The organism is Salana multivorans (assembly GCF_003751805.1).
In the GTDB taxonomy this organism is placed as follows: domain Bacteria; phylum Actinomycetota; class Actinomycetes; order Actinomycetales; family Beutenbergiaceae; genus Salana; species Salana multivorans.
In genome coordinates this window covers 2724973-2751299 of the sequence record NZ_RKHQ01000001.1, presented here as the reverse complement: position 1 = coordinate 2751299, position 26327 = coordinate 2724973, and the positions used below count along the sequence as shown (strand labels likewise).

Sequence of the window (26327 nt, the reverse complement as noted above, 5' to 3'; positions counted from 1 at the left end):
GAGCCACTGCCGCGCCCATGGCCAGACCCGAACAAGACCCGGATCGGCAGAGCAACCCGACCGCAGTCCGAGATCCTCGCGGCACTCAGAGCCCGGGCGCCCAAATCTCGACCACCTCGCGACGCGAGGGGTCGCTTCATCAAGCGGAGGTGATCCCGTGGCTGGTGAGGTCGCCAAGGCGTACGTCTCGATCATCCCGAGCTTTCAGGGCGGTCGCTCCGCGATCGCGCGTGAGCTCGATGGTCCCGTGCGCCAGGGGTCACAAACCGCTGGGAGTGCCGCGGGCGCGGGCTTCCGCGACGGGTTCCTCGGGCGGGTGCGCGGGATGGCAGCGGCAATCGTCCCGGCGATGGGAGTCGCCGCCGTCGTGACGTACATCAAGGGCGCGATCGCAGCAGCCTCCGACCTCGAGCAGGCGATCGGCGGAGTCGACGCCGTCTTCGGGTCGTCGTCGGCGCAGATCCACGAGTGGGCGGCGCAGGCGGATCAGGCTCTCGGGCTGTCAAAGACGGCCTACTCGAACCTCGCGACAATCCTCGGATCTCAGCTCAAGAACATGGGCGTGTCCATCGAGGACCTCAATGGACAGACGCAGTCGCTCATCACTCTGGGCGCGGACCTCGCGGCAACCTACGGCGGAACGACCGCCGATGCCGTCTCGGCCGTCTCCGCCCTTCTGCGCGGCGAGCAGGACCCGATCGAGCGCTTCGGCGTGCGAATCATGGAGACGGACGTCAAGGCTCGCATGCTCGCCCAGGGGCTCGGCGACCTGGAGGGCGAGGCGGCAAAGAACGCTAGAACCCAGACGGTCCTCGCAATGCTGATGGAGCAGACCAGTGCGGCGCAGGGCCAGTTCGGTCGAGAGTCCGATACTGCCGCAGGGAAGCTGGAGCGACAGCGCGCGCGGTTCGACAACCTCCAGGCGACCATCGGGGAGAAGCTCCTCCCGATCTACGTCAAGGTGCTGGACTTCATCTCCACCAGCGTCATCCCGATCCTTGAGAAGGTCGTCGACTGGGTCTCGGAGAACACGTGGGTCATCGGCGCCCTCGCCGCCGTCATCGGCGGGGCTTTGGTCGGCGCGATGGTCTCGTGGATCGCCTCGATCGCGGCGTCCACCGCGGCCCTCCTCGCGAACCCCATCACGTGGATCGTCGTCGGGGTCGTCGCGCTCGTCGCCGCGATCGTCCTGCTGGTGAAGAACTGGGACGCAGTGACTGCCGCGCTCTCCCGTGGCTGGGCCGACCTGACCCGCATCGGTGCGGGGATCGTCGCCTGGGCGGGGAACGTCAAGGACGGCGCGATCCAGAAGCTCACCGAGTTCACCACATGGATCGCCGGCCTGCCGCAGCAGATCGCGAACGCGGTTGCGGGGCTCGGGGCTGCCATGTGGAACGCAGGGGTCGCGGCGCTCAACGGGTTCTGGGAGGGGCTCCAGTCTGGCTGGGCCGCATTCCTCGGCTGGATCACGGACGATTTCGCTGGAGGCATCGTGGGGGCCGTCACGGGCGCGCTCGGCATCCACTCTCCCAGTCGAGTCTTCATGGAGATCGGCCAGAACGTCGGCCGTGGCATGGAGGACGGCATCGCCTCCTCCCGCGGCTCAGTGGTAGGGCAGGTCCAGTCGCTAGCGGCGTCAATCGCGAGCACTCCCCTCACCCCTCCGGTCGTGCCCATGGCGGGGGTCGCCCAGCGAGGCAGCGTGCCAGCAAGCGCGGCAGGTGGCCGGGTCCAGATCAATGCCTATGGCGTCGACGCAAACGAGGTTGCGATGAAGGTCGGACGGCGAGTCGACCGCACGCTCCATGGGCTGGCGGCAGCATGGTGACCTGCACCTATGCCGGGCTCGCTCTCGCGACCGACCCTGACCCGAGCACCCCGTACATCGTCGAATCCATCCAGGGATGGCATGACGGCGCACCCGATGCCACGACCGAGATCGAGCACTGGTCTGGAGACGGGACCGTCTCGCTATGGGAGCGACTGGGGGCTCGCACGGTCGAAGTCTCGGGCGTAATAGACGCCAGCGGCCCAGACGCGGACGACGCTCTCGCCGCGCTGCGTCGACCGCGACGCGGCGCCCTCGCCATCGACGGCCTTGAGTGCGACGTGCGACGCGTCGACATGAACACAACGCGGCTCGGAGCGACGTGGGGATTCACCCTCTACCTGCGAGCCGACGACCCCCTGCGCTACCGGCCGACCCCACTCGGGCTCACGTCTGGCCTGGCGGCAGTCCTCGCGAACCCGGGCGACGCCACGTCGTGGCCCAGGCTGAGCATCACAGGCCCCGTCGCAGCCCTCACGGTCACACACCCTGGCGGCACCTGGAGCCTCGCCGCCGACATCCCCGCCGATCAGGCAGCAAAGGTCTTCATGCGCGACGGCGAAGTGTGGCGCGCGGGGGCTCGCTGGGACGTCGAAACCACGGGCCGCGAGGTCGTCGTCCCGCCCGGCGGCGCCAGCGTGACCGCGACATGGACAGGAGACGGCGCCGTGACGGTGAGTCATTTCGAGGCGTGGGCCTGATGCGCATCCGTGTCTGGGCTGCGAACGCGCTCAGTGGCGAGGTCCTGGGTGAGCTGCGACTCGCCGGCGGCGGCGACTGGTCAAGCCACCTTGAGGGCGGCGAGTGCACCGCCTCGATCTCGGTCGGCCACCTGCTGCGCGCAGACGGCGAGAGCATGGACGAGGATGCCGTCGCGCGCGTCGTCGACCTGACGGAGCCCGGCCGTCGCGTCCTGCTCGTCACCGACGGCCAGCGCCTCCTCGGCGAGTGGCTGATCTGGGAACGCCACGACGACGACCCGGGTGTGCTCACCGTGATGGGACGCGAGTGGACCGCGTATCCGGAGCAGCGGCTGCTCAGCGCTGCGCTCAGCACAACGGACGATCAGCTGAGCATCGCGCAGACCCTGCTCGCCGAGGCGTTCACAGGCGGACAGGGCGTCCAGATCGCCATCCCGCCGGCGGTGTCAGGAGTGACCCGGACCGTCGACATGCGAGCCGGTACGCCTGTCGCGGAGAACCTCCACACGCTCATGGCGGTCGAGGACGGTTTCGACTGGGTCGTGCGATCGAGCGTCGAGTGGTCCACAGACGGCGGACGTCCCGCGAGGGTGCTGCGCTCTGTCGAGTGGGGCCACCCCGTGCTCGCTCGCACCCCCGAGTCCGCGATGCTCAAAATGGGTCGGCCCGGCGCTCGCGCGGGTGCCGTCATGCAGATCAGCCGCGGCGTCGACCACTCTCGGTGGGCATCGCGTGTCGTCGGAGTCGGCGCCGGCCAGGTCACCGCCACCGCCGACGGTCAGCCGCTTGCGGACGCGGTTGCTGTCGAGCGTCAGCGGCTCTTCTCCTCGATCTCCGACCCGGCGGAGATCGCTCGCCTCGCCCAAGGCGTTGTTGACGCCGCCCAGCAGCGCGACACTCCGACCGAGGTGAAGTGCTTCGCTGATCGGCTCGCAGGGTGGATTCTGCCCGGTGATAGCGTCCGGATCGTCGCCGCGTGGACGTCGACCCAACCGTCCGGCTGGGACGCTGTGCAGCGAGTCGGCGAGGTCACGTTCTCGTCGTCGGGCCATGAGGTCGCCGAGGTCGTCATCCGGGTCGCGGACCCGGAGGAGCGCTTCCCCTGGCCCCCGACGCTCGCGAGCAATGCGGCCGGCACTCGCGGCGCGCTCGGCGGGCTCGCCCTCGGCGGGCTGTTCGCCCTGCCTCCCGCACCCAGCCCGCCGACCATGCTGACCGTCGACGAGCGGGTGGGGGTCGCTCCCGGCGACTATGCCGCGCGCAGCGAGGTGACGTTCTCCTGGGTTGCGCCGACGACCAACGTTGATGGCAGCCCGCTGACCGATCTGGCGGGCTTCGACGTCCAGTGGGTGCTGGATCACGGGAAGAGCCAGCTCGGGATCGTCAGCCTCGGCGCGGATGCCTCGTCGATGGACGCGGCGTTCTCATCCCCGGGACACTCGGTTCGCCCAATGGTGCGTGCCGTCAACAGCGCTGGACTGACGTCCGACTGGGCGTCGATCGAGTTCCTGGCGATGTCCTACGGGGAGCTGGACCGGGCGCACATCTGGGGCAATCTCCGCGACAGTGTCGACGAGCTTGGTACTCGGGCCGACGAGAACGCGGCGCGGGACGACGGGCAGGACTCGCGCCTGGACTCGCTAGAGGAGTCGGATCAGGTGACCGACTCCGAACAGGCGATCCAGGACGGTCGGCTCGACACGCTCGAGCAGGAGAAGGCGTCGGGCGCCGACGTCGAGCTGGATCAGTGGCGTCAGGACCAGCAGCGCCGCGCCGGCGACCAGGACCTCGGGCGGCGGATCTCCGCCGCCGAGGCCGCAGCCGAGAAGGCACGCCAGGAGGCCGCCGCTGAGGCGCGCCGCCGGGCACGGCTGGAGCAGGCGCGGACCGAGGCGGAGCAGAAGGCCCGCGAGTACGCCGAGGCGCAGGCTGAGTACGCGCGGCAGATGGCCGAGCAGGAGCAGCTCGGCCGGCAGCACTCCCGGGAGATCGGCCGCGTCCGCGACCGGGTCGAGAACCTCGAGGAGGAGGTGCGCCGCGCCAAGGAGGGCGGCGACAACATCTCCTCGTGGGCCGAGAAGGCCGAGGCGGACAAGGCCGCGCAGGACGGGGTGATCGGCCAGTTGCTCGGGTGGATCGACGAGCTTTTCGGGGAGTCGAACTCCAGCCAGCAGAAGGGGTGGCAGCACGACTCCTGGATCCTGTCGCTGCAGGACCTCACGCAGTCCCAGGGCACTCGGATCGGCGCGGTCGAGGGCGAGGTCGTCGGCGCCCGTGGCGGGTGGCCCACGCTGAACGGCCGCATCAACAACGCTGGCGACCGGATCATCGCGGTGGAGAGTGAGGTCTCCACGGCGCGCGGTACGCACGGCTCGCTCGGGTCCCGGCTGACCGGGATGGACGGCGTCTCGACAGGGCTGGGCTCCCGGATCGGCGCGGTGGAGGGTGAGGTCGTCGGCGCCCGTGGCGGGTGGCCGACCCTGAACCAGCGGATCAACAACGCCGGCGACAGGATCGTCGCGGCGGAGGGCAAGCTGAACGACCACGCGGGCTGGATCGACACCCTCTGGCCCCTGCTGGGCCGGATGAACGCGGCGGAGTCGGCGATCTCGGGGCTGTCCTCGCAGATGTCGGGGAAGGCGTCGGTCTCGTCCGTGAACAACCTCGCGTCGGCGCTCAGCACGCTCCGCGATGCCGTCGCCGCACTCGCCGCCTACACCGGGTCGCTGCGCAGTGCGATCAACAGCCTCCACCCCGGCACGAACCTGCCGGCACCCCCGACTATCCCACCGTGATCGGAGACGACGCATGCCTGAGATCGAGCTGGTTCCTGGCCCGCAGGGCGAGCAGGGCCCCCCGGGGGCGCCCGGCCTGGACGGTGCTGAGGGCGCTGAGGGGCCCCAGGGTCTGGCTGGGCCGGCTGGTCCTGCTGGTGTTGACGGCGCGGACGGCGTCCAGGGGGTGCAGGGTGAGCCGGGGCCGGTGGGTCCGCAGGGGCCGACTGGTCCGGTCGGTCCCCGTGGCCCGGCTGGTGGGCTGACGCCGGAGTACCAGGGCATCCTGGACGACGCGGTCGAGACCGCGACCACGTCCGCGACGGCAGCCGAGGCAGCGGCTGCGGCGGCGGTGCCGGCAGCGTCTACGGCCACCGCGGCCAAGACCGCGGCCGAAACGGCGCGCGCCCAGGCGCAGGCGGCGCAGACCGCGGCGGAGACGGCCCGCACGGGCGCGCAGACCGCCCGCACCGCAGCCGAGAGCGCGAAGACCGCGGCCGAGACGGCGTCGAGCGCTGCGGTCCCCGCGGCGACCGCAGCGCAGACCGCGAAGGCGGCCGCGGAGGCGGCCAGGGCGGCGGCCGAGCAGGCCGCCGCGGACGCGCAGGCGCCGACCGACTCGATGGTCGCTACCCTCCTGGACGACGCCGGGTCGGCGACCCGTGCCGCGGCCGAGGTGATGGTCCGCGACGTTCTCGACCCCAAGGTCGTGCTGCGGTTCGGGCAGTGGAACATCTACTACGCCGGCGGAACCGACCACCCGTGGGCCGGGCGCAAGGCCGGTCTCGCCGCGTCCGTCATCGCGGCCGGTGTGGACGTCCTGGCCTTCCAGGAGTCGGACTATCCCGGCCTGGCCGCGGACCAGTGGCCCGAGCTCGTCGCCGCCCTGAACACCGCGCCCGGCTCCTCGGGGCGGTGGCGGGCGGTCACGATGGGCTCACGCTGCGGCGTCGCCTACGACGAGGCCGTGTGGGTCTGGACCGGGGTCGGGGGCAAGGAGCCCTCTGCCTGGGCCGAGCGGAACATGGTGTGGCTGCTGCTGAGCCACGTCGCGACCGGGGTCAACATCGTCGCGGCCGCCGACCACTGGCACCCCGACAACGGCGCCACCCGCAACACCCAGGCCTCCGACACCCACGCCCGGCTCAAGGCGATCGCGGACCGGTACCGGTGCACCACGGTGCTCGGGGTCGACATGAACGACTACGGCGCGACCTACGGCCAGCCCGTGACCCGGATGAGCGGCGGCGGGATCTTCAAGAACCTGAAGCTGGACTGCCCCGGCGTGCGGCGCCCGGAGTGGCCCACCTGGCACAACTGGAAGGCCAACCCGCCCTGGACCGACGCAGGGAACAGCCAGAACGAGTGGTTGGACACCATGTGGCTGCGCCACGGTGAGTACCTCACGGGCGGGATCTGGGCAGCCACCCTCCCGATCGCGACCGCTGCGCAGAGCGACCACCACCTGCTCACGGCTACGATCGCCGTCACGAACAAGCTGCCGCCCGTCGCCGGCTACGACACCGGCTGGCAGTACCTCGACACCTTCCAGAACGCGTTCGTGGCGGCGGCTGGGGAGGAGCGGCCTCAGGTCCGGGTACGGAATGAGCAGATCCTCGGGCGGGGGGTGCTCTCTCGGGCGAGCGCTCCGGCCGCGAACGCAGTCATGGTCGTCCTGCCGGACTGGGCCCGCCCGTCCCCGGCCGCTGTCGGCGAGGAGAGCATGGTCCCCGTCGCGTCCTACGGCGCCACGACCTGGGTCGCGCCCGCGCTCGTCGGGATCCACCCCGACGGCAGCGTCCGCCTCAAGGCCGGCGACTACCGCTACATCTACCTCGACGGCCTCAACATCCCCCGCGGCTAACTCCCGCTGCACCGCTCACCCAGCCCCCGCACCACCAGGCGCGGGGGCTCCGTCATGCCACCACACGAGAGGAGCCACCCCATGGCCTCCACCGATCCCGCGACCGTCCCTGGTGTCGACCTGACCGACCTGGACCTGACCGAGGTCCCGGCCGAGGAGGTCGGCGACCAGGGCACCGAGCCTGACCACGACCAGGTGGAGCCGGGGGCGTGAGCGCGCCGATCACCCCGAACGGGTGGGCCGTCGTGCCGGACTACGGCGACCCCGCGCTCGGGACCCTGGACGCGGTCGCCGGCCGAGGCAACGTCTTGGCCGGCGATGTCGCGGCCGTGCTGGGTGCGTTCTGCGCGGACTTCGCGCGCGAGGTCGAGCCGATCGTGAAGGCCGACTCCTGGGGGTACGCCCCCCGCAAGCAGCACGGCTCGGATCGCTGGTCCAACCACGCCTCCGGGACCGCTGTGGACCTCAACGCTTCCCGCCGCCCCGAGTTCCGCTCGACCTACACCGCCGCGCAGAAGGTGGCGATCCGCGCGCTCCTGGTCCGTTACCCCGTCCTGCGGTGGGGAGGGGACTGGTCGCCGGCGGAGCTCGACGAGATGCACTTCGAGATCGCCGCCAGCCCCGCCGTCCTCGCGACGTTCGCCCAGACTCTAGGAGGTGGCGCCATGGCCGCGCCCCGCATGACCAGTCCCGTCCAGGGGTACGTCTCCAGCCGCTACGGCTCCCGCTCGGGTGGCTTCCACGCCGGGCTCGACATCGCCGGCGGTGGCGTCTCCCGCACGGTGCGGGCGGCGTTCGCCGGCACGGTCGAGCGGATCGTGCGCGGACGAGCACGCGGCCAGTCCGCCTCCATCGGCGCGGTGCTCGCGCCGGGACGCTCCGGCAATGGCGTCGTGGTCCGCAACCCGGACGGGGAGCGTCAGCTCTACGGCCATGTCACCGCCGATGCCGGGCTCAAGATCGGCGACAACGTAGGGGTCGGGGACCGACTCGGTGTCACCGACCTGTCCGGCGTCACGACCGGCTACCACCTGCACTTCGAGGTGTGGACCGCGCGCGGCGCCACACGCAACCCCGAGATCGACTTCCGCACCTTCGACGTGACGCCCGGCGCGGCGCCGTACGTACCCGCGGCCCCGCCCGCGCCCGCACCGTCGAAGCCCGCGCCGAGCGCGCCCACCCAGCAGGCGCGCGACCCGAAGGTCCTGGCCTGGCAGCAGCGCGCCAACCGCTACGGGAAGGCCGGCCTGGTCGAGGACGGCGTCAAGGGGTCCAAGTCGCTCCGCTGGGAGGCGTGGGTCCGCCAGCTCCAGACCGCCCTCAACCGGTGGAAGGCCGTCGCCCCGAAGCTCGTGGTCGACGGCGACTACGGTGCGGTCACCGACAACGCCGTCTACCAGGCGCAGAAGGCCAACCCGGCCCGCTTCGGGCCGAAGCCCGACCGCGTCGTCGGCCCCAAGACGGTCCGCGCGCTCGGCATTCCCGCGAAGCCGGACGTGAGCTGACCCGCATGCCGTACGTAACCGCGCCGCCGTGGGCGCGCAGGGTCTCCTACGGTGTCCTGGTCGGGGTCTACACCATGGCCCTGGTCATGGGCGCCGGCGCTGTGCTGCTCACCCCGACCACGATCAGCGCACGGATGCCGCCGTGGCTGACCGACGCGTGGGGCGTGCTCGCCGTCGCTGGCGCCCTGGGGTGCCTGTACGGGGCAGCGACCCGCCGCTACCGGTGGGAGTGGGTCTGGCTGATCGCCCTCATCGGGGCCACCGTGGTGTACGCGATCACGGTCTGGGACATCGTGGGCGACGCCCCGACACGACTCGCGCAGGCCGGCGCGATCAGCACCATGGCCCTCAGCCTGACGCTGCGCTACGTCCAGCTCTGGTCGATCCGCTCCCGAGAGGTCGCAGCCCACAAGGTGCGGACGGGGGCGCGCGGGTGAACCTCGAGCACTGGGGCACCATCGTCGCGCTCGTCGCTGCCCTCGCCGGGATCATCTGGCAGGGCACCAAGGCCATCGCCGACGCCCGCGCCGGGGTCCACGCCCGCCACTCCACCGAGCGCCGCGACACCGTCGCCGACCGCGACGCCCTCATCGACCAGATGCAGGAGGAGATCACCGCGCTGCGCCTGCGCCTGGACAGGGTCGAGGCCCAGCTCGCGGTCGAGCAGGACTACTCGCGCCAGCTCGTCGACCAGATCTACCGCGGCGAGGGCCCACCACCACGCCCCCGCCCCACCACCGCCTGACCGCAAGCCCCACTCCTACTCATCTTCTAGTCGACCCCGAACTAGAAGATGCGGCCCCAACTTTCAACCGCGGCACCCGGTGAGTTGGAAGTTTCCGCGCACGCTCCAACCCGATCTGCACCAGGAGGAACCCCGCCATGCCCAAGCACGCCCTCGTCCGTCCCCGCTGGTACGCCGCCGCCGGGGTCCGCGCTCTCAAGACCGCGGCGCAGACCGCGGTCGCGCTCATCGGCACCACCGCCGTCGGCGTGACCGACATCGCCTGGCCCGGCGTCGCGTCCGCCGCCGCGCTCGCCGGCATCCTCTCGGTCCTCACCAGCCTCGGCGGACTCCCCGAGGTCGACGACACCGAGACGGCCGCCTCGTCCGTGGGCGACTGACCATGGTCACCCCTGTGGTCGTGCCGACGCCCGAGACGTGGCTGCCCGTCGTCGGCTACGAGGGACTCTACGAGGTGAGCGACCGCGGTCGAGTCAGGTCGCTGGACCGCCTCAGTGCCGCAGGGGCGCCGCAGAGGGGTCGCGTCCTGCGACCGTCGATCGCGAAGGGCGGCTACCCCATGGTGAGCCTGTATCGCGACCGGGGGCGCTCCACTAGGACCGTGCACCGTCTGGTTCTGCTCGCATTCGTTGGACCCGAACCCGAGGGTGCGGAGGCCTGCCACAGGGACGGCAACCCGACGAACAACGCGCTGCCCAACCTGTACTGGGGAACCCACTCCGAGAACATGCACGACGCCGTGAGGCACGGCCGCAACAGGCAGGCTCGTCGCACCACGTGCCCCTTGGGCCACCCGCTTGAGTGGCCCAACTTGGTGCCATCGACCTGGTGGAAGCATGGACATCGCCAGTGCCGGGCATGTCATCGCGAGAGAGCCAGGGCGAGCCACTTCGGAAGCGACTTCGATGCAAGTCAGGCAGACGTCGCTCTCGCCATGATCCGCGCCGAAGTTGGAGAGACGCACGATGAGACCGGCTACCAGGTGGCATGCCTCCACGGTCACCGGCTCGCCCCGCCGAACCTGGTTGAGTCCACATGGCGAAAGCACGGGCGTCGCGCATGTCGAGCCTGCCACCGGGAGCGCAGTAGCGCTCGACACGCTCGGCGCCCGTTCAGCGTCTCTGCCGCCGACGAGAAGTACGCGGACATCATGGCCGGAGTCGATCGAAGGCTGAGCACCTCCGTCTACGCCTCGCGGTCCGCTGCCCTCGCGTGCTGCACCGACCACGGCTAGCCTCGAAGGGTCGGGTGCCGCCGCCCCCTGCGGCATCCGACCCCAGCACACGACGACGCCCCCACCACCTCATCGCGAGGTGGTGGGGGCGTCGTTCGCGCTTTAGGCGCCCCCGCTCCACCGTCATGGTGGGGCGGGGGCTCTTGTCACGCCTGGGTGAGGTGGTGGCGGACGGTCTGGCCGGTGATGCCGTAGGCGCGGCCGATCTCGGCGTAGGAGGCGCCCGCCTCGCGCATGGCCCGCATCCGAGCGACCCGGTCGGGGTCGCGTGGCCCCCGAGCCACCCGCTGTGCCTGCCAGGTCGAGCGGCACTCGGGTGAGCAGGTCAGGGTCCGCCGGTCGCCGGGCCGATGCTCCCGCCCGCACACCACGCACACCAGCGGCGGGACCTTCGCGCGGAGGGTCGCGGCGATCTTCGGGGCCGCCTGGGGCGCTCGAGCGACCGCGGCACGGCGCATCACCTCGGGATCGCGCACGGCCGCCGCGCCCGCCTTGTCTGCGATGCCCGCCTGGAGCCGCTCGCCCTCGGGGCCGGCCATGATCCGCCGCTGCCGCGCCGCGTGCCTGGCGCGCAGGGAGTCCGAGACCAGGCCCCGCGACACAGGTAGGCCGTGCATGAGCTGGTACTCGCGCACCGTCATGGCATGCGAGCGGACCACGTGCCCACCGAGGTTCGCGTACCGGCGACCACACAGCTCGCACGTCAGGCGGTCGTCGACGCTCATGGCGTCGCGTGGCTGCGAGGGCTCGGACCTCCGGGGCCGACGAAGAAGTCGCCCACCCGGGCCGAGCCTCCTCGCGTTCGCCCACGAATGTCTCCGGCGCCGGCGATCACGAGCCCGGGGATCTCGTGAGCGGCGCGGGCGACCACGTGGCGCCACCAGCGGGCGGTCAGGTGCGCCGTGTCGGGACGTGCGGCGTGCATCTCCCGGTCCGTCCGGTACACCAGCACGGCCGGGGTCGCCTGGTCATGGAGCGCCGCGACGACCTCCCCGGCGATGGAGGCCGTGAATGCCTCGACCTCCTCGACCTCCTCCCGCACACGGTGCGGGATAGGGTCACGGCCGGACTCCCACCGGCGCACGGTGTCGGGTCGCACACCCAGGATGCCGGCGAGCGCGTCAGTCGTCAGACCGAGGTACTCCCTGACGGTCTGCAACTCCCCGGCTGTCATCCGCTCATCCATGCCTCGTCCTCTCGTGGTAGCGCAGCGCCCCACCCGCCGGTCGTGCGGATGGGGCGCTGTTCGTGCGTCAGGCGTTGTCGGCGGCCTCGGCTGCGGCGTCGAGGGCCTCGCGCATCCACTGCTCGTCAGCCGGGGCGATCTCTGCGGTCTCGTCGTAGTCGCGGCCCAGGTCGAGCGTCGCGGCGATCTCGTAGGGCTGAGCGTCGTACTCGGCGGCGAGAGTGCGGATCGTGGTCATGGTGTCCTCCGTGTGGACCCGGTGGTCTGGGGCTGATCCCCTGACCTCGTGACAACTACTCTACCCCACGGTTTGTGGGGCACCTAGTCCCGTCAGGCAGAATCTCACACTCTGAGACCAGCCTCAATGTCGGACCCCCGGCGCACACTCGACCCCATGACCCCCGAACCCGAACCCCTCGCCCCCCTGAATGCACGCAACCCACCAGCCGACCGTGAGCTGCGGGAGTACCCAGGCTCCCGCGACCCGCTCGTGGTCGCCCGACTCGTGTGGCCCGGCCGGATCGAGGTCCGCCCCGGCCGCGCGGTCCGACGCACCGAGTCCCTGGTCCTCGTGGAGTGGGAGACCCGCACCGGCCGCAAACGCAACTCCTGGCTACCCCGCGCCGACGTCGCGCGCGCCGTCCGGTTTCGCCGACGAGCTGACCGGGATGCGTGGCCGGCCGAACTCGCCGACCCGAAAGGAGGACGCGGACATGCCCGACGAAGAGGACCCGCAGCCGCCTGAGACGGACGAGCCCGCCCGCGAGCCCGTCCCGCCGTGGGACAGCGTCCGCGGCGTCCCGCTCCAGGCCCGCATCGACGAGCGCGTCACCACCCCCGACAAGCCCGTCCCAGTCAGGGTCTGGATCGACGCCGGCCGCACGGCCTGGCAGCACTGCGACGGCCTCGCCGTCGCCTGGACCCCACGACAGGTCCAGGTCGTCTACATCGACGTGCACGGACGACAGGGCACCACCTGGGTCTGGGCCAACGCCGTCACGAGGGCGTGAGAGCCGTGTCGGTATCGCGGCGGTATCGCCTGAAATGTGTAGACCAATGTGTAGACCAGGGCCATCCGGAGGCGAGTCCCCGGAGCAAGCGAAAGGCCCGGGATCGCTGCAATCCCGGGCCTGCGCCCTACCGTCGTACTTGGAGCGGATGACGGGAATCGAACCCGCACCATCTGCTTGGAAGGCAGAGGCTCTACCATTGAGCTACATCCGCGCGGGCACTCCGACCGGTCGGCCGGGAGGCGCGCGGTGTCGATTCTAGCCGAGCCGCGACCGGGGCCAGCGCGCCGTAGACTGGCGTGCCGTGACCCGACCGGTCCAGAACCACCGGGTCGCGCCGGGGTGTAGCGCAGCTTGGTAGCGCATCCGCTTTGGGAGCGGAGGGTCGCAGGTTCAAATCCTGTCACCCCGACGCAGGAGGGGCGACAGGATGCCGGGAGGAGCTCGGCCCGGTGAGGGACGAGCCGGTCCGAGCGACGGTTCCTGTCACCCCGACGCAGGAGGGGCGACAGGAACTCGGGACGAGCCGGTCCGAGCGACGGTTCCTGTCACCCCGTCGCCCCGACCGGGCGTCTCAGTCCAGGACGGCGAGCGCGTCGATCTCGATCAGCATCTCCTCGCGCGGCAGCCCCGTCATCACCGTCGTCCGGGACGGCAGGACCCCCGTCGTCGAGTGCTCCTGGACGAACGCGGCGTAGGCGTCGTTCATCGTCGCGAAGTGCTCGCGCGTCGTGAGGTAGACGCGGACCATGACGAGGTCGTCGAACGTCCCCCCGCCGGCCTCGACGACGGCCAGGACGTTGCGCAGCGTCAGGGTGGTCTGCGCCGCCACGTCCCCGGGGTGGAGGTACTCGTTCGTCGCGGCGTCGACGGGTCCCTGGCCGGACACCTGGAGGAACGGCCCCCGCCGCACGCCCTGGGAGAACGTGTGCGCGGGCGCCGGTGCGTGCGGGCTGAGGATGGCGGTCTTCTCGGTCATGACTCTTCCTTCTGGGAGCTGGGAACGGGACTGGGACTGGGACTGGGCGTGGGCTCGGGACCGGCCGAGGCCGAGGACTGGCGGACCGTGTCGAGGTAGCCGTACGCGGTGACGCGGGAGACGCCGAGGCGCTCGGCGACCCGCTCGACCGCCTGACGCACGTGGAACGCGCCGCGCGTCTCCAGCAGCCGGACCACCTCGAGCCGCGCGGGCTTGCGCATGACGGCGACGGGCTGGCCGACCGCGTCGATCGCCTCCGAGATCATCGCCTCGAGGACCTGCTCGATGCCCGACCCGACGACCTCGACCTCGCCCGGCCGGCCGGGCTGACCGCCCTCGGGCGCCGGGCGCGTCGGCAGCAGCGCGGCGATGCTGGCCTGCGCCGCCTGGAGCTGGGTGAGGTCGACGTTGAGGCAGAGCGCCCCGATGATCGAGCCCCGCGCGTTGCGGTAGTACACGGTCGAGCAGCTCAGGTCCCGCCCGTCGGCCGTCCGGCCGGGGTAGCCGTACGCGTCGTGGTCGCGCCCCTCGTCGGCCAGCGCGATCAGCCCGAGGTTGGTCGACGGGCCCCCGACCCGCCGCCCGCTCACGTGACCGTTGACGATGTCGACGATGGTGCGCTCCATCGCGCGGTGCGTGAGGTCGTGCAGGACGACCTCGCACGTTGGGCCGACGGCGGCCGCGACGGCGCGCATGACGGGTCGCAGCTGCGCGTGCAGCTCCTCGATCGTCTCGACGGTGGGGCGGTTCTCGCTCATCACCTTCACTGTACGGGTAGTCAACCTTCTGAACCTAGAGTTAACTAGAGACATGGCCGCACCAGCCCTCACCGCCGATCACGACGTCGTGATCGGCCCTCGGCACAAGGGGTTCCCCGCGGGCACCTGGGGCACCACCGTCGGCGAGCTGGGCGCACGGCGCCCGACGCTGGCCGAGTTCAGCACGCCGCTGCTCACCCTCGACACGGGCGTCGTCGACGCGAACCTCGACGCCGTGCGCCGCTGGACCGCCGAGCGCGGCCTCGACCTCGCGCCCCACGGGAAGACCACGATGTCCCCGACCCTGTGGCGGCGGATGCTCGACCGCGGCGCCGTCGCGATCACGCTCGCGACGCCGTGGCAGGTCCAGGTCGCCCGCGCCGCCGGCATCCGGTCGATCATGCTCGCCAACACGCTCGTCGACCCCGCCGGCATCCGGTGGATCGCGGCGGAGCTCGACGCCGACCCGGACCTCGCCCTCGCGAGCTGGGTCGACTCGGTCGAGGCCGTGCGGCTGCTCGCGGACGTCCGCCGGGCGGCGGGGGCCGTCCGGCCGCAGGACGTCGTCGTCGAGCTCGGCGCGACCGGGGGCCGGACCGGCGCGCGAGGCGTCGCCGCCGCCCTCGACGTCGCGCGCGCCGTCGTCGCCTCCCCCTCGCTGCGCCTGGCCGGCTGCGGCGGGTACGAGGGCGCGCTCGCGCACGACCGGTCCGACGCCGCTCTCGCGGCCGTGCGCGGCTACCTCGCCGACGTCGCGACGCTGCACGGGACGCTGCTCGCCGAGGGGCTCTACGAGACCGACCGCGTCGTCGTCACCGAGGGCGGGAGCGCGTACCTCGACGTCGTGGCGGACGAGCTGGGCCCGCTGGTCGACCCGGCCGGCGAGCGCGGCACGCCGACGTCCGTCGTGCTCCGCTCGGGGGCGTACATCGCGCACGACGACGGGTTCTACCGCGGCATCTCACCGCTCGACGGCGGCGCCACCGGCGTCTCCCGGAATGACACGAACGCCGACGCACCCCGCCTCAGCTCCGCGATGCACGCGTTCGTCCGCGTCGTCTCCCGCCCGGAGCCCGGCCTGGCCCTGCTCGACGGCGGCAAGCGCGACCTCCCGTTCGACGAGGGGCTCCCGGTGCCGCAGCGCGTCCTCGGCCTCGGTCGCGAGGCGAGCGAGGCCGCGCTCGCCGGCGCCCGGATCACGGCGCTCAACGACCAGCACGCCTTCCTCCACCTCGGCCCGGCGGCGCGCGACGCCCTTCCCGTCGGCAGCGTCGTCCGGCTCGGGCTCTCCCACCCGTGCACGGCCTTCGACAAGTGGCGGCTCGTCCCGCTCGTCGAGGACGCCGCGGCCGACGACCCGGTCGTCGTCGACGCCGTCGCGACCTACTTCTAGCCGCCCCGAGCCAGCGAGTCACGATGACCGGCACGACCGACACGATCAGCACGCGCGCACCGGCCATCGCGCGCCCGGTCGACGTCCTCCTCCTCGGCGGCGAGGTCGTCGACGGGACCGGGGCGCCGCGCCGTCGCGCCGACGTCGCGATCGCCGACGGGCGGATCGTCGCCATCGGCGACCTCGCCGACCGAGCGGCCGAGCGGCGGATCGACGTCTCCGGACACGTCGTCACACCCGGGTTCATCGACATGCACGCCCACTCCGACCTGCCGCTCCTGACCGACCCGGATCACCTGGCGAAGGTCGCGCAGGGTGTCACCACCGAGGTCCTCGGCCAGGACGGCCTGTCCTACGCGCCCGTGGACGACGCGACGCTCGCCCAGGTCCGGCGGCAGATCGCGGGGTGGAACGGCAACCCCGCCGACCTCGACCTGTCCTGGCGGACCGTCGGGGGCTACCTGGACCGCCTCGACCGCGACGGCATCGCCGTGAACGCCGTCTACCTCGTCCCGCAGGGCACGCTGCGCCTCCTCGTCGTCGGCGCCGACGACCGACCGGCGACGCCGGCCGAGATCGAGGAGATGTGCGCCGTCCTCGCCCGGTCGATGCGCGAGGGCGCGGCCGGCATGTCGAGCGGGCTCACCTACCCGCCCGGGATGTACGCGGACACGGCCGAGCTCGCGGCGCTGCTGCGGGTGGTCGCGGAGCACGGGGGCTACTACAGCCCGCACACCCGCTCCTACGGCCGCGGGGCCCTGGACGCCTACGCCGAGATGATCGACCTCGCCCGGGCGACCGGCTGCCCGGTCCACCTCACCCACGCCACGATGAACTTCGAGGAGAACGTCGGACGGGCCGGCGAGCTGCTCGCGCTGGTCGACGCCGCCCTGGACGAGGGCCTCGACATCACGCTGGACAGCTACCCCTACCTTCCGGGCAGCACGACGCTCGCGGCGCTGCTGCCGAGCTGGTCGGCCTCGGGCGGGCCGGAGGAGCTGCTGGCGCGCCTGGCCGACCCCGAGGCACGCGAGCGCATCCGTCACGACGTCGAGGTCGCCGGCACCGACGGCTGCCACGGCCTCACCGTCGACTGGGCGACGATCCAGGTCAGCGGCGTCACCGACCCCGGGTTGACGGACACCGTCGGGCGGACGATCGCCGACCTGGCGCGGGAGCAGGGCGGGTCGGGCACCGACGTGTTCCTCGACCTGCTCGTGCGGGACCAGCTCGCGACGACGATCCTCCAGCACGTCGGCCACGAGGAGAACGTCCGGCTCGTCATGCGCCACCGGGCCCACCTGGCCGGCAGCGACGGCATCCTCGTCGGGGACCGGCCGCACCCGCGGGCCTGGGGCACGTTCCCGCGCTACCTCGCGCGGTACTCCCGCGAGCTGGGGCTGCTCGGCCTCGAGGAGTGCGTCGAGCACCTGACGTCCCGCGCGGCCCGCCGGCTGCGGCTCGTCGACCGCGGCGTCGTCCGCGTGGGCGCGATCGCCGACCTCGTCGTGCTCGACCCGGACCGGGTCCGCGACACGGCGACGTTCGAGCAGCCGCGCTCGGTCCCCGAGGGGATCCCGTACGTCTTCGTCGGCGGTGTCGCGGCGATCGACGACGGCCGGCGGACCGGCTCGCGCAGCGGCCGCGCGCTGCGGCGCGACGCGACGGGCGACGTCGTCGGCTGAGCCGACCCTCCGGGCCGACCCCACCCGGTCGGACACCGCCGGCCGGGCGTCGTTCGCGGAGCGCGAGAACGCATAACTCCGGCCGACAATCAGCCGCTCGCGTGGTTATAGTTGTCGCGGCAACCGCGACGCGTTCCGACCTCGTCGGCGCACGAGGCGCGGGTGGACCGAACGACACCACCGAACGAAGGGCCCTCCCCATGGCACGCATCTACGAGGACGTCACGAAGCTCGTCGGCAACACCCCGCTCGTCAGGCTCAACCGCCTGACCGAGGGCGCGAAGGCCACCGTCCTGGCGAAGCTGGAGTTCTACAACCCGGCCAACTCGGTCAAGGACCGCATCGGCGTCGCGATCGTCGACGCCGCCGAGGCCTCCGGCGAGCTGCAGCCGGGCGGCACGATCGTCGAGGCGACCTCGGGCAACACGGGCATCGCTCTCGCGATGGTCGGCGCCGCCCGCGGGTACGACGTCGTCCTCACGATGCCGTCGTCGATGTCCAAGGAGCGTCGCGCGCTGCTGCGGGCCTTCGGCGCCGAGCTCGTCCTCACCGACCCCGCCGGCGGCATGAAGGGCGCCGTCGAGGCGGCCAACGAGATCGCCGCGCAGCGCCCGGGCGCCGTGCTGGCCCGCCAGTTCGCGAACGAGGCAAACCCGGAGATCCACCGCCGCACGACGGCCGAGGAGATCTGGAACGACACCGACGGCGACGTCGACATCGTCGTGGCCGGCATCGGGACCGGCGGGACGATCACGGGGATCGGCCAGGTCCTCAAGGCGCGCAAGCCGGAGATCGAGATCGTCGCCGTCGAGCCGGCGGAGTCCCCGATCCTCAACGGCGGCCAGCCCGGCCCGCACAAGATCCAGGGCATCGGCGCGAACTTCGTGCCGGAGATCCTCGACACCTCGGTCTACGACGAGGTCATCGACGTCGACGCCGAGCGCGCCGTCGAGCTGGCCCGCCGCGCCGCCGCCGAGGAGGGCCTGCTCGTCGGCATCTCCTCCGGCGCCGCCATCTCGGCCGCGCTCGAGCTCGCGAACCGCGACGAGAACGCCGGGAAGACGATCGTCGTCATCATCCCGTCCTTCGGCGAGCGCTACCTCTCGACGGTGCTGTACGCCGACCTGCTCGACTGAGCACCGCGTCGCGGTCCGGTGCCGGCTCGGCACCGGACCGCGACGGTCCTCCCCCACCTCCTCGACCGCCGGAGCTCCCGTGCCCCCTCGCCTCGCCCGCGTCGTCTCGACGATGCGCGACGACGTCGCCGCCGCGCGGCGCAACGACCCCGCGGCCGGCAGCGACGTCGAGGTGGTGCTGCTCTACCCCGGCATCCACGCGATCTGGTCCTACCGGCTGGCGCACCGGCTGTGGCGGCGCTCGGTCCTCCTGCGGCCGCTCGCCCGGGCGATCTCGCAGCTCGCGCGGGCGCTCACGGGCGTCGAGATCCACCCGGGCGCGACGCTCGGCCCGCGGCTGTTCATCGACCACGGCATGGGCGTCGTCATCGGCGAGACGGCCGTCATCGGGGCCGACGTCATGCTGTACCACGGCGTGACGCTCGGCGGCCGGACGACGTCGCCCGGCAAGCGCCACCCGACGCTCGAGGACGGCGTCACCGTCGGCGCCGGGGCGAAGATCCTCGGCAACATCACCATCGGCGAGGGCGCCCGGATCGGCGCGAACGCCGTCGTCGTGCACGACGTCCCGGCCGACGCCGTCGCGGTCGGCGTGCCCGCGCGCGTGCGCAAGGTCGCCGTCGTCGACCCGTTCGAGGTCGACCCCGCCATCTACATCTAGGCCGAGCGCTCCGGCCTCGGCCTCGCCGGGCCGCGCCCGGAGCGCCCGCGTCGCCGGCTAGGCCGGATCGAGCTGCGCGAACAGGTCCGTGCGCAGCTCCTGCGCCGGGGTCCGCATCGGGTCGCTCACGTAGACCTCGATCCAGGACGGGCTGCCGGTCCGGCCCGAGGCTGCGATCCCCGCGTTGAGCCTGTCCCAGCTCGCCGGCAGCGCGTCGTACGGGCCGAGGTGCCCCAGGACGGCCCAGGACGCGGCCGGGATCCGGCCGCCGCGCACCGGGAAGCCGCCGAACGTCAGCTCCTCGGCGAGCGGGACGGCCAGCGGGTAGCCGACCTCCAGGTCGAACCGGCCGTGCGGCTCGCCGTGGTAGAGGCCGAGCGCCGGGCCGGCGGGCGTCACGGCGCCGGCACCGATCGCTGCGTGCAGCGCGCCGAAGGCCGCGTCGTAGCAGTCCATCAGCTCGGCCATGGTGATGCCGTCGAAGCGGATGACGGCCGTCGGGCTCTCCGCGGTCTCGACGAACGAGACCTCGGTCGGCATCTCGGCCGGGATGGGGAACGTCATGGTGGTCCTCTCCTCGTGCGGTCGGTTGTCGAGCGCGCTCTCAGGTGGTCCGGGGTAGACCGTCGCGACCGGCGCGAGTCATCGCTCGCCCACCACGAGCCCGTCCGGCCGGAGGGACCGCTCGCCCGCCGCCGGCTGGCACCCCGGGCACCAGTAGACCCGGCGCCCTGCCATGTCGGTGACGGCGATCGGCGTCCCGCACAGCAGGCACTCGCGGCCGTCCCGCTGGTAGGTGTAGCGCAGGTCCTCCCGCGAGCGGCGGTGCGCGCGCTCCATCGTGTCGATGACGCCGGTCCGCACGCCCTTGCGCATGAGGACCACCGCGTCGTCCCACACCTCGCGCAGCGTCTGGGCCGGGACGTCGCGGCCGGGCGTCCAGGGGTTGAGGCCGTGCCGGAACAGCAGCTCCGCGCGGTAGATGTTGCCGACGCCCGCCAGGACCGACTGGTCCATGAGGGCGGAGCCGACGGGGGCCCGCGAGCGCCGGACGTTCTCGACGAACGCCTCGCGCGCCCGCCCGCCGGTGTCCGGCCGGATCGGGTCGGGGCCGAGCCCGTCGATGACGCGCTGGCGGCCGGCCGGGTCGAGCACCTCGCACCGGGTGGGTCCCGTGAGGTCGGCGACGCCGTGCTCCCCCACGAGCCGCAGCCGCACCTGACCGCGCGGGGGTGGCGGGACGAACGGGACGTCGTCCTCACCGCCCGTGACCGCCGCACCGTCGCCCGCGCCGGCCGGGCTCCCGTCGCCCGCATCGACCGCATCGCCGTCGGCGAGCGGGCGCTCGGTCTCGCCCAGCCGCACGCGCGGGGCGCCGATGGCGTGCGGGCCGGTGAAGTGCGCGTCGCCGGCGAAGGTCCAGGCGCCGTAGAGCCCGAGGTGGACGTGGAGCCAGCGCTCCGGCGTCCGACCGGCCTCGCGGGAGAACCCGAGGAACAGGTGCTTGCCCCACGCGTCGGACGCCGTCAGCACGTGGCCGTCGAGCAGCGCGGCCCCGGCGGCGAACCGGCCCTGCGGCGAGGTGACGTCGAGGCGCTGGCCGAGGAAGGAGCGGCGCAGGGCGCGGGCGAGGCGGTGGAGCGAGTGACCCTCAGGCATGCTCCTCATCCTGCCCCGAGCCACCGACATCCACGCCGCCGGCGTCCGCGTCACCGCCGTCGAGCGTCGGCAGCTCGAACGCGTGCAGCGCCAGCCGCAGGTCGACGCGGGCGCCGCGCAGCGGCACCCCCTCGTCGACGAGGAGGCCGAGCTGGTGCTCGCCCTTGTGCACCGCCGGTGCCCCGCTGGCCGACACGACGCGCCACCACGGCACCTCGTCGCCGTGGTGCGCGAGGACGTGGCCAACGGTGCGGGGGCCGCCGCGTCCGCACCGGGCGCGGGCCTCGGCGGCCACCCGGCCGTACGTGCTCACGCGACCCCGCGGGATCTCGGCGACGCAGTCGAGGATGCACTCGGCGAGGTCGTCGAGGGACGGTGGCTGCTCCGGCATCCCGCCATTGTGCCGCGCACGGTGCCGTCGACCGGTCCGATCCCGCGGGCGGCGGCGGAACCGTAGGATCGACGCTCGTGACGACGCCTGAGCCCGACACCCCGGAGAACCCTGCGGCCGAGCCCGAGCACCCCCACGCCGACGGCGGTGAGGCTCACTCGTGCGAGCACTGCGCCTCCGACGGGGACGCGGCCGCCGGAGCCCACGGGTCGGCGCCGGACGCGACGGCCGCAGCCCGGGAGAAGCTCGCGCTGGCGCAGCGCCGGGGCGTGCCGCGCGTCGTGCTCGGCGTCCTCGGCCTCGGCCTCGCCCTCGTGCTGGCGGACCGCGGCGGGTTCCCCCTCGCGCCGGCCGCGCTGGTCTACGTCGCGGCCGCGGCGTGCTGGCTCGTGGCGGCCGCCGTCGGGATGCTCCTGGGGGCGCTGCTCGCCCGGCGCGGACCGCGGCGTCAGATCGCCCTCGGCCAGGTCCTCGCGTCGGCCGTGACGCCACTGCTGGCGCTGCTCGTCGCGCTGGTCCTGCTCCCGCTCGACGGTGCGGCGACGCCGCGGCTCGAGATCCCCGCCGGCGCGCTCGTCCCGGGCGGCGTCGCGGCCGCCGCCGGGTGGTTCCTCGCGGCGGCGATCGGGGAGCTGGTCGGGGTCCGCGCGCTGCGCCGCCGGATCGACCGGCAGGACGACGACGGCGCGCGCGCCCGGCAGGAGGCCGAGGCGGTCACGCTCGCGTCGATCCAGCGCGGCGAGGTCCTGGCGCTCGCCCTGGCGATCGGCTTCGGCGCGATGGTCGTCGCGCTCGCGTGGCTGCCCTGGCTCGCCGTCGTGCTCGTGCCGTTCTGCGCCGCCGGCGCCGCGTGGTGGGGCGTCCGGTCGATGCGGGCGGGCGCCGAGGCGCCCGCCGCCGGCTAGCGCGCCGACGTCAGCGCGTCGCGACGGGCGTCAGCGCGTCTCGTACGCCGCGAGCTGGTCGATCCGCCGCTGGTGGCGCGGGTCGCCCGAGAAGGCCTCCGCGACGAAGGCCTCCGCGATCGCGATCGCCTCGTCGACGGAGTGCTGGCGCGCCCCGATCGAGACGACGTTGGCGTCGTTGTGCTGCCGGCCGAGCACGGCCGTCTCGACGTTCCACGCGAGCGCCGCGCGCACGCCGCGCACCTTGTTGGCCGCGATCTGCTCCCCGTTGCCGGAGCCGCCGATGACGATGCCGAGCACCTCGGACGTCGTCGCCCCGGCCTCGATCTCGTCCACGACGGCCTCGCCGGCCGCGAAGCAGAACGCCGGGTAGTCGTCGAGCGGGTCGTAGGCGTAGGCGCCGTGGTTGACCACGTCGTGCCCCGCGGCGACGAGGTGCTCGACGAGCACGTCCTTCAGCTCGAAACCGGCGTGGTCGGAGGCGATGTGGATGCGCATGGCCCCCATCGTGGCAGAGGTTCGACGGCCGTCGCACGCTCCCGCCCGGCGGGACGGGGCCGGCTCAGGCGACGATGTCGAGCGCCAGCGTGACGCTGCGGCTGGCGGAGACGAAGCCGACGCCCTCGTAGAGCCCGAGCGCACCCGTCGGGTTCTCCGTGTCGACGTCGAGCACGACGCGTTCGAGGCCGGCGTCGCGCACGGCCGTCAGCACGGCGGACAGCAGCGCCGGCGCGAGGCCGCGGCCCCGCCCGTCCCGCGTCACGCCGACGATCGCCAGGTACGCGCTCGTGAAGCCCTGCAGCTCCCAGTCGTCCTCGTTCGCGTTGCACAGCGCGAACCCGAGCACCCGAGAGGGGTCGGTCCCCGCATCCTCGACGACGAGGAACGACAGGTCGGCGCGAAAGAGGTCGGTGCCGACGAGCTGCGCCCAGCGCTGCGGCGAGAAGTCGGCGCTGCCCCAGTGGTCCCGGAACGCGTCGTTGCGCGCGAGCCGGGTGTCCTCGGCGCGGTCCGCCGTGTAGGGGACGAGCCGCGTGCCGTCCGGCACGAGCCGGACCGGGATCGCGGGGGCCCGGCCACCGGGGCCGGAGGTGACGATCCGCTCCATCGAGGTGAACCAGCGCACGGGTCGCAGGCCGAGGCGGCGGGCGAGGGCGAGGCCGCCGGGGTTGCGCTCGTCGGTGTCGACGCGCAGCCACGCCGCGAGCCGCTCCTCGGACAGGGCGAGGCGGGCCGTGCCGCGGGCGAGCTGCCAGCCGAGCAGGACCCGGCCGATGCCGCGGCCGCGCACGCGCGGGTGCACGCCGCCGACCAGCACCCCCTGCACGCGCTCGGCGTTCGCCGGGAGGATCTGCACGACGCCCCACGCCAGGACGTCGCCGGCGTCGTCGAGGGCCACGAGCGAGTCGGCGGCGAGCTCGACACCGGGGTGGGTCAGCTCGTCCTCGACGTCCTCGCTCGGCGTGGTCCAGTCGGGGTGGTCGGCCGCGTCCATCGCCTTCTGCGTCGCGGTGATGGCCGCGACGTCGCCGAGGGTCGCGGGACGCCAGGACGCGACGTCGGGGTGCGTCGGCGTCGGCGGCTCGACGGCGACGACGACGTCGCACAGCCGCGCGCGCCCCGCGCTCGCGGCCGGGGTGACGTCGGTGGTCATGCGGCGATTCGACCACGCGGCGCCCGGCCGGGGCCAGTGAATACTCCTCGCTGGCCCAGGGAGCCCGTCGGCGCTCCGCCGATCGTCCGTGTCGGACCGCTCGCCTAGCATCGACGTCGTGAGCACACCAAGCCCCACCCACAACGCCGACCTCATCGCCTCGGGCTCCGACGCCGCCGTCCGCCCGCAGGACGACCTGTTCCGTCACCTCAGCGGCCGCTGGCTCGCCGAGTTCGAGATCCCGGCCGACAAGGCCCGCTACGGCGAGTTCCACCGCCTCGCCGAGCAGGCGGAGAAGGACGTCCGCGCGATCATCGAGGAGGCCGCGGCGAGCCCGGGCGGCGGCGTCGACCCCGCCGAGACGGCGAAGATCGCCGCGCTCTACACCGCGTTCATGGACACCGAGGCGATCGAGGCCGCGGGCGTCGCCCCGCTGCGCGCCGACCTCGACCCGGTCGAGGCCGCGACGGACCGCACCGAGCTGGCCCGCGTCATGGGCGAGCTGGCCTCGACCGGGGTGGGCGGCGCGATCGCGGTGTACGTCGAGCCCGACGCCGACGCACCCGGCGTCTACGCGCTCTACCTCACGCAGTCGGGTCTCGGCCTGCCGGACGAGGCCTACTACCGCGAGGACGCGCACGCCGCCGTCCGCGACGCCTACCTCGCCCACCTGGGCCGTCAGCTCGCGCTCACGCTCGGGCTGTCCCGAGAGGACGCGGACGCCCGGGCGCGCACCGTGCTCGACCTGGAGACCCGGCTCGCCGGCGGCCACTGGGACCGCGTGCGCGACCGCGACGCCGTCGAGACCCACAACCCCGTCACCGCGCAGGAGCTGGCGGAGCTGCTGCCCGGGTTCGACCTCGCCGCGTGGGCCGACGGCCTCGGGCTGACGGGCGGCGTCGACGCGCTGCCCGTCCGGCTCATCGTGCGCGAGCCGAGCTTCCTGGAGACGTTCGCCGCCGCCTGGACGCAGGAGCCGCTCGAGACGTGGCAGGCATGGCTCGCCTGGCGGGTCGTGCGCTCGCGCGCCCCGTTCCTGACGGCCGCGATCGTCGAGGAGAACTTCGACTTCTACGGTCGCACCCTCACCGGCGCACCGGAGCTGCGGGAGCGGTGGAAGCGCGGCGTCGCCTTCGTCGAGGGCGCGCTGGGCGACGCGGTGGCGCGCATCTACGTCGACCGCCACTTCCCGCCGGAGCACAAGGCGCGGATGGACGAGCTGGTCGAGCACCTCGTCGAGGCCTACCGCGTCTCGATCGCCGACCTGCCGTGGATGACGCCGGCCACCCGGCAGAAGGCGCTCGCGAAGCTGGACGCCTTCACCCCGAAGATCGGCTACCCGGTGAGGTGGCGCGACTACTCGGCGCTCGACCTCAGCGGCGTGAGCGGCGACCTCGTCGCGATGGACCGCGCCGCCACCCGCCACGAGTGGCAGTTCGAGCTGGACAAGCTGGGCAAGCCGGTGGACCGCGACGAGTGGTACATGACGCCCCAGACCGTCAACGCCTATTACCACCCGCTGCTCAACGAGATCGCCTTCCCCGCCGCCATCCTCCAGCCGCCGTTCTTCAACGCCGCCGGGTCCGACGCCGGGAACTTCGGCGGCATCGGCGCGGTCATCGGGCACGAGATCGGCCACGGGTTCGACGACCAGGGCAGCCAGTTCGACGGCACCGGCGCACTCGTCAACTGGTGGACCGACGAGGACCGGGCCGAGTTCGAGAAGCGGACGGCCGCGCTCATCGCCCAGTACGACGCCTTCGTCCCGACCCAGCTCCGCACCGCGACGTCGCCCGGCGAGGCGACGGACGACGGGGCCGCCGAGGCCGCTGAGGCCGAGGACCGCACCGACCACGTCAACGGCGCCCTCACGATCGGTGAGAACATCGGCGACCTCGGCGGGCTCGGCATCGCGATCAAGGCCTACCGGCTCGCGCTCGCTGCGGCGGCACCGGACGGGGTCGTCGACCCCGAGGTGGAGCGAGCCGGCCTGCGGGAGCTGTTCGAGGGCTGGGGGCTCGTGTGGCGCGAGAAGGGCCGGGACGCCGAGGTGCGCCGCCTGCTCGCGATCGACCCGCACTCCCCCGCGGAGTTCCGGTGCAACGGCGTGCCCCGCAACCTGCCCGAGTTCTACGAGGTCTACGACGTGCAGCCCGGCGACGGCATGTGGCTCGACCCGAGCGAGCGCGTCCGCATCTGGTAGCCGCCAGCGTCCCGGACCGGCCCCATCGGGCGCCGGTCCGGGACGGACCGGCGCCG

At 73.0% G+C, this 26327-nt stretch carries 27 protein-coding genes and 2 tRNA genes; 18 read left to right on the top strand and 11 right to left on the bottom strand.

Annotated elements, in window-relative coordinates:
- Positions 1–157: 157 nt before the first annotated feature.
- The 10 genes from EDD28_RS11830 to EDD28_RS18200 all read left to right on the top strand — a co-directional run bounded on the left by EDD28_RS11830 (position 158) and on the right by EDD28_RS18200 (position 10651).
- Positions 158–1828, top strand: coding sequence for a hypothetical protein (locus EDD28_RS11830; RefSeq protein WP_123739773.1), 1671 nt, complete (start codon positions 158–160; stop codon positions 1826–1828).
- Positions 1822–2529, top strand: coding sequence for a hypothetical protein (locus EDD28_RS11825; RefSeq protein WP_123739772.1), 708 nt, complete (start codon positions 1822–1824; stop codon positions 2527–2529). Before EDD28_RS11830 ends, EDD28_RS11825 begins: the two co-directional genes overlap by 7 nt.
- A complete protein-coding gene (locus EDD28_RS11820; RefSeq protein WP_148059605.1) occupies positions 2529–5324 on the top strand; it encodes a hypothetical protein in 2796 nt (931 codons plus the stop codon). The genes EDD28_RS11825 and EDD28_RS11820 overlap by 1 nt, the downstream gene beginning before the upstream one ends.
- 13 nt (positions 5325–5337) lie before the next feature.
- Positions 5338–7167 carry an endonuclease/exonuclease/phosphatase family protein gene (locus tag EDD28_RS17710; RefSeq protein ID WP_211339177.1) on the top strand — a complete coding sequence of 610 codons (1830 nt, stop codon included), beginning with the start codon at positions 5338–5340 and terminating at the stop codon, positions 7165–7167.
- Between the two features lie 81 nt (positions 7168–7248).
- Positions 7249–7380: a hypothetical protein gene (locus tag EDD28_RS18095; protein WP_281272558.1), complete on the top strand. Its 132-nt coding sequence runs from the start codon at positions 7249–7251 to the stop codon at positions 7378–7380.
- The gene (locus tag EDD28_RS11810) at positions 7377–8672 is read left to right on the top strand and encodes a M15 family metallopeptidase (RefSeq protein WP_123739770.1); all 1296 of its coding nucleotides are present in this window, start codon (positions 7377–7379) and stop codon (positions 8670–8672) included. The genes EDD28_RS18095 and EDD28_RS11810 overlap by 4 nt, the downstream gene beginning before the upstream one ends.
- Positions 8673–8677: 5 nt before the next feature.
- Positions 8678–9109, top strand: coding sequence for a hypothetical protein (locus EDD28_RS11805; RefSeq protein WP_123739769.1), 432 nt, complete (start codon positions 8678–8680; stop codon positions 9107–9109).
- Complete coding sequence (locus EDD28_RS11800) at positions 9106–9417, top strand: hypothetical protein (protein WP_123739768.1); 312 nt, start codon at positions 9106–9108, stop codon at positions 9415–9417. The genes EDD28_RS11805 and EDD28_RS11800 overlap by 4 nt, the downstream gene beginning before the upstream one ends.
- A 137-nt stretch (positions 9418–9554) precedes the next feature.
- Complete coding sequence (locus EDD28_RS11795) at positions 9555–9797, top strand: holin (protein ID WP_123739767.1); 243 nt, start codon at positions 9555–9557, stop codon at positions 9795–9797.
- 2 nt (positions 9798–9799) lie between these two features.
- The gene (locus EDD28_RS18200) at positions 9800–10651 is read left to right on the top strand and encodes an NUMOD4 motif-containing HNH endonuclease (protein WP_211339176.1); all 852 of its coding nucleotides are present in this window, start codon (positions 9800–9802) and stop codon (positions 10649–10651) included.
- 146 nt (positions 10652–10797) lie between these two features.
- Here the strand turns inward: EDD28_RS18200 and EDD28_RS11785 are convergent, their stop codons facing one another.
- The 3 genes from EDD28_RS11785 to EDD28_RS17395 form a co-directional block, all read right to left on the bottom strand.
- A complete protein-coding gene (locus EDD28_RS11785) occupies positions 10798–11376 on the bottom strand; it encodes a helix-turn-helix domain-containing protein (protein WP_123739766.1) in 579 nt (192 codons plus the stop codon).
- On the bottom strand, positions 11373–11825 hold the full coding sequence (locus tag EDD28_RS11780; protein WP_211339175.1) for a helix-turn-helix domain-containing protein: 453 nt from the start codon (positions 11823–11825) through the stop codon (positions 11373–11375). The genes EDD28_RS11785 and EDD28_RS11780 overlap by 4 nt, the downstream gene beginning before the upstream one ends.
- Before the next feature lie 79 nt (positions 11826–11904).
- Entirely contained in the window at positions 11905–12075 is a 171-nt protein-coding gene (locus tag EDD28_RS17395; protein ID WP_170169452.1) for a hypothetical protein, read from the bottom strand.
- 475 nt (positions 12076–12550) lie between these two features.
- Between EDD28_RS17395 and EDD28_RS11775 the strand changes: the two genes are divergently transcribed.
- Entirely contained in the window at positions 12551–12847 is a 297-nt protein-coding gene (locus tag EDD28_RS11775; protein ID WP_148059604.1) for a hypothetical protein, read from the top strand.
- 140 nt (positions 12848–12987) lie between these two features.
- On the opposite strand, the gene EDD28_RS11770 is transcribed toward EDD28_RS11775, so the two are convergent.
- Positions 12988–13061, bottom strand: a tRNA-Gly gene (locus EDD28_RS11770).
- A 124-nt stretch (positions 13062–13185) separates the two neighbouring features.
- Between EDD28_RS11770 and EDD28_RS11765 the strand changes: the two genes are divergently transcribed.
- A tRNA-Pro gene (locus EDD28_RS11765) sits at positions 13186–13259 on the top strand.
- A gap of 162 nt (positions 13260–13421) precedes the next feature.
- Here the strand turns inward: EDD28_RS11765 and EDD28_RS11760 are convergent.
- Together EDD28_RS11760 and EDD28_RS11755 are read right to left on the bottom strand one after the other, a co-directional pair.
- A complete protein-coding gene (locus EDD28_RS11760) occupies positions 13422–13826 on the bottom strand; it encodes a RidA family protein (protein WP_123739763.1) in 405 nt (134 codons plus the stop codon).
- Positions 13823–14584 carry a helix-turn-helix transcriptional regulator gene (locus EDD28_RS11755; protein WP_170169451.1) on the bottom strand — a complete coding sequence of 254 codons (762 nt, stop codon included), beginning with the start codon at positions 14582–14584 and terminating at the stop codon, positions 13823–13825. The genes EDD28_RS11760 and EDD28_RS11755 overlap by 4 nt, the downstream gene beginning before the upstream one ends.
- 52 nt (positions 14585–14636) lie before the next feature.
- On the opposite strand from EDD28_RS11755, the gene EDD28_RS11750 reads away from it, so the two are divergent.
- From EDD28_RS11750 to epsC, 4 genes are all read left to right on the top strand, one after another.
- Complete coding sequence (locus tag EDD28_RS11750) at positions 14637–15977, top strand: type III PLP-dependent enzyme domain-containing protein (RefSeq protein WP_123739761.1); 1341 nt, start codon at positions 14637–14639, stop codon at positions 15975–15977.
- Between the two features lie 23 nt (positions 15978–16000).
- Positions 16001–17662: an N-acyl-D-amino-acid deacylase family protein gene (locus tag EDD28_RS11745; RefSeq protein ID WP_123739760.1), complete on the top strand. Its 1662-nt coding sequence runs from the start codon at positions 16001–16003 to the stop codon at positions 17660–17662.
- A 200-nt stretch (positions 17663–17862) separates the two neighbouring features.
- The gene (gene cysK / locus EDD28_RS11740; protein ID WP_123739759.1) at positions 17863–18798 is read left to right on the top strand and encodes a cysteine synthase A; all 936 of its coding nucleotides are present in this window, start codon (positions 17863–17865) and stop codon (positions 18796–18798) included.
- A gap of 112 nt (positions 18799–18910) precedes the next feature.
- Positions 18911–19459 carry a serine O-acetyltransferase EpsC gene (epsC, locus tag EDD28_RS11735; RefSeq protein WP_123740086.1) on the top strand — a complete coding sequence of 183 codons (549 nt, stop codon included), beginning with the start codon at positions 18911–18913 and terminating at the stop codon, positions 19457–19459.
- Positions 19460–19516: 57 nt separating this feature from the next.
- Here epsC and EDD28_RS11730 read toward each other — a convergent pair whose 3' ends face one another.
- The 3 genes from EDD28_RS11730 to EDD28_RS11720 all read right to left on the bottom strand — a co-directional run bounded on the left by EDD28_RS11730 (position 19517) and on the right by EDD28_RS11720 (position 21509).
- A complete protein-coding gene (locus EDD28_RS11730; protein ID WP_123739758.1) occupies positions 19517–20023 on the bottom strand; it encodes a GyrI-like domain-containing protein in 507 nt (168 codons plus the stop codon).
- A 78-nt stretch (positions 20024–20101) separates the two neighbouring features.
- Positions 20102–21118 carry an Fpg/Nei family DNA glycosylase gene (locus EDD28_RS11725; RefSeq protein ID WP_123739757.1) on the bottom strand — a complete coding sequence of 339 codons (1017 nt, stop codon included), beginning with the start codon at positions 21116–21118 and terminating at the stop codon, positions 20102–20104.
- Positions 21111–21509 (bottom strand): MGMT family protein, encoded by a 399-nt coding sequence (locus EDD28_RS11720; protein ID WP_123739756.1) that lies wholly within the window; start codon positions 21507–21509, stop codon positions 21111–21113. The genes EDD28_RS11725 and EDD28_RS11720 overlap by 8 nt, the downstream gene beginning before the upstream one ends.
- Positions 21510–21586: 77 nt before the next feature.
- Between EDD28_RS11720 and EDD28_RS11715 the strand changes: the two genes are divergently transcribed.
- On the top strand, positions 21587–22414 hold the full coding sequence (locus EDD28_RS11715; protein ID WP_123739755.1) for a hypothetical protein: 828 nt from the start codon (positions 21587–21589) through the stop codon (positions 22412–22414).
- 30 nt (positions 22415–22444) lie between these two features.
- On the opposite strand, the gene EDD28_RS11710 is transcribed toward EDD28_RS11715, so the two are convergent.
- Positions 22445–22912, bottom strand: a complete 468-nt coding sequence (locus tag EDD28_RS11710) for a ribose-5-phosphate isomerase (RefSeq protein WP_123739754.1) — start codon at positions 22910–22912, stop codon at positions 22445–22447.
- Positions 22913–22976: 64 nt separating this feature from the next.
- A complete protein-coding gene (locus EDD28_RS11705; protein WP_123739753.1) occupies positions 22977–24068 on the bottom strand; it encodes a GNAT family N-acetyltransferase in 1092 nt (363 codons plus the stop codon).
- Positions 24069–24186: 118 nt separating this feature from the next.
- Here EDD28_RS11705 and EDD28_RS11700 point away from each other — a divergent pair, with 118 nt between their 5' ends.
- Positions 24187–26271: a M13 family metallopeptidase gene (locus tag EDD28_RS11700; RefSeq protein WP_245968014.1), complete on the top strand. Its 2085-nt coding sequence runs from the start codon at positions 24187–24189 to the stop codon at positions 26269–26271.
- Positions 26272–26327 lie beyond the last annotated feature (56 nt).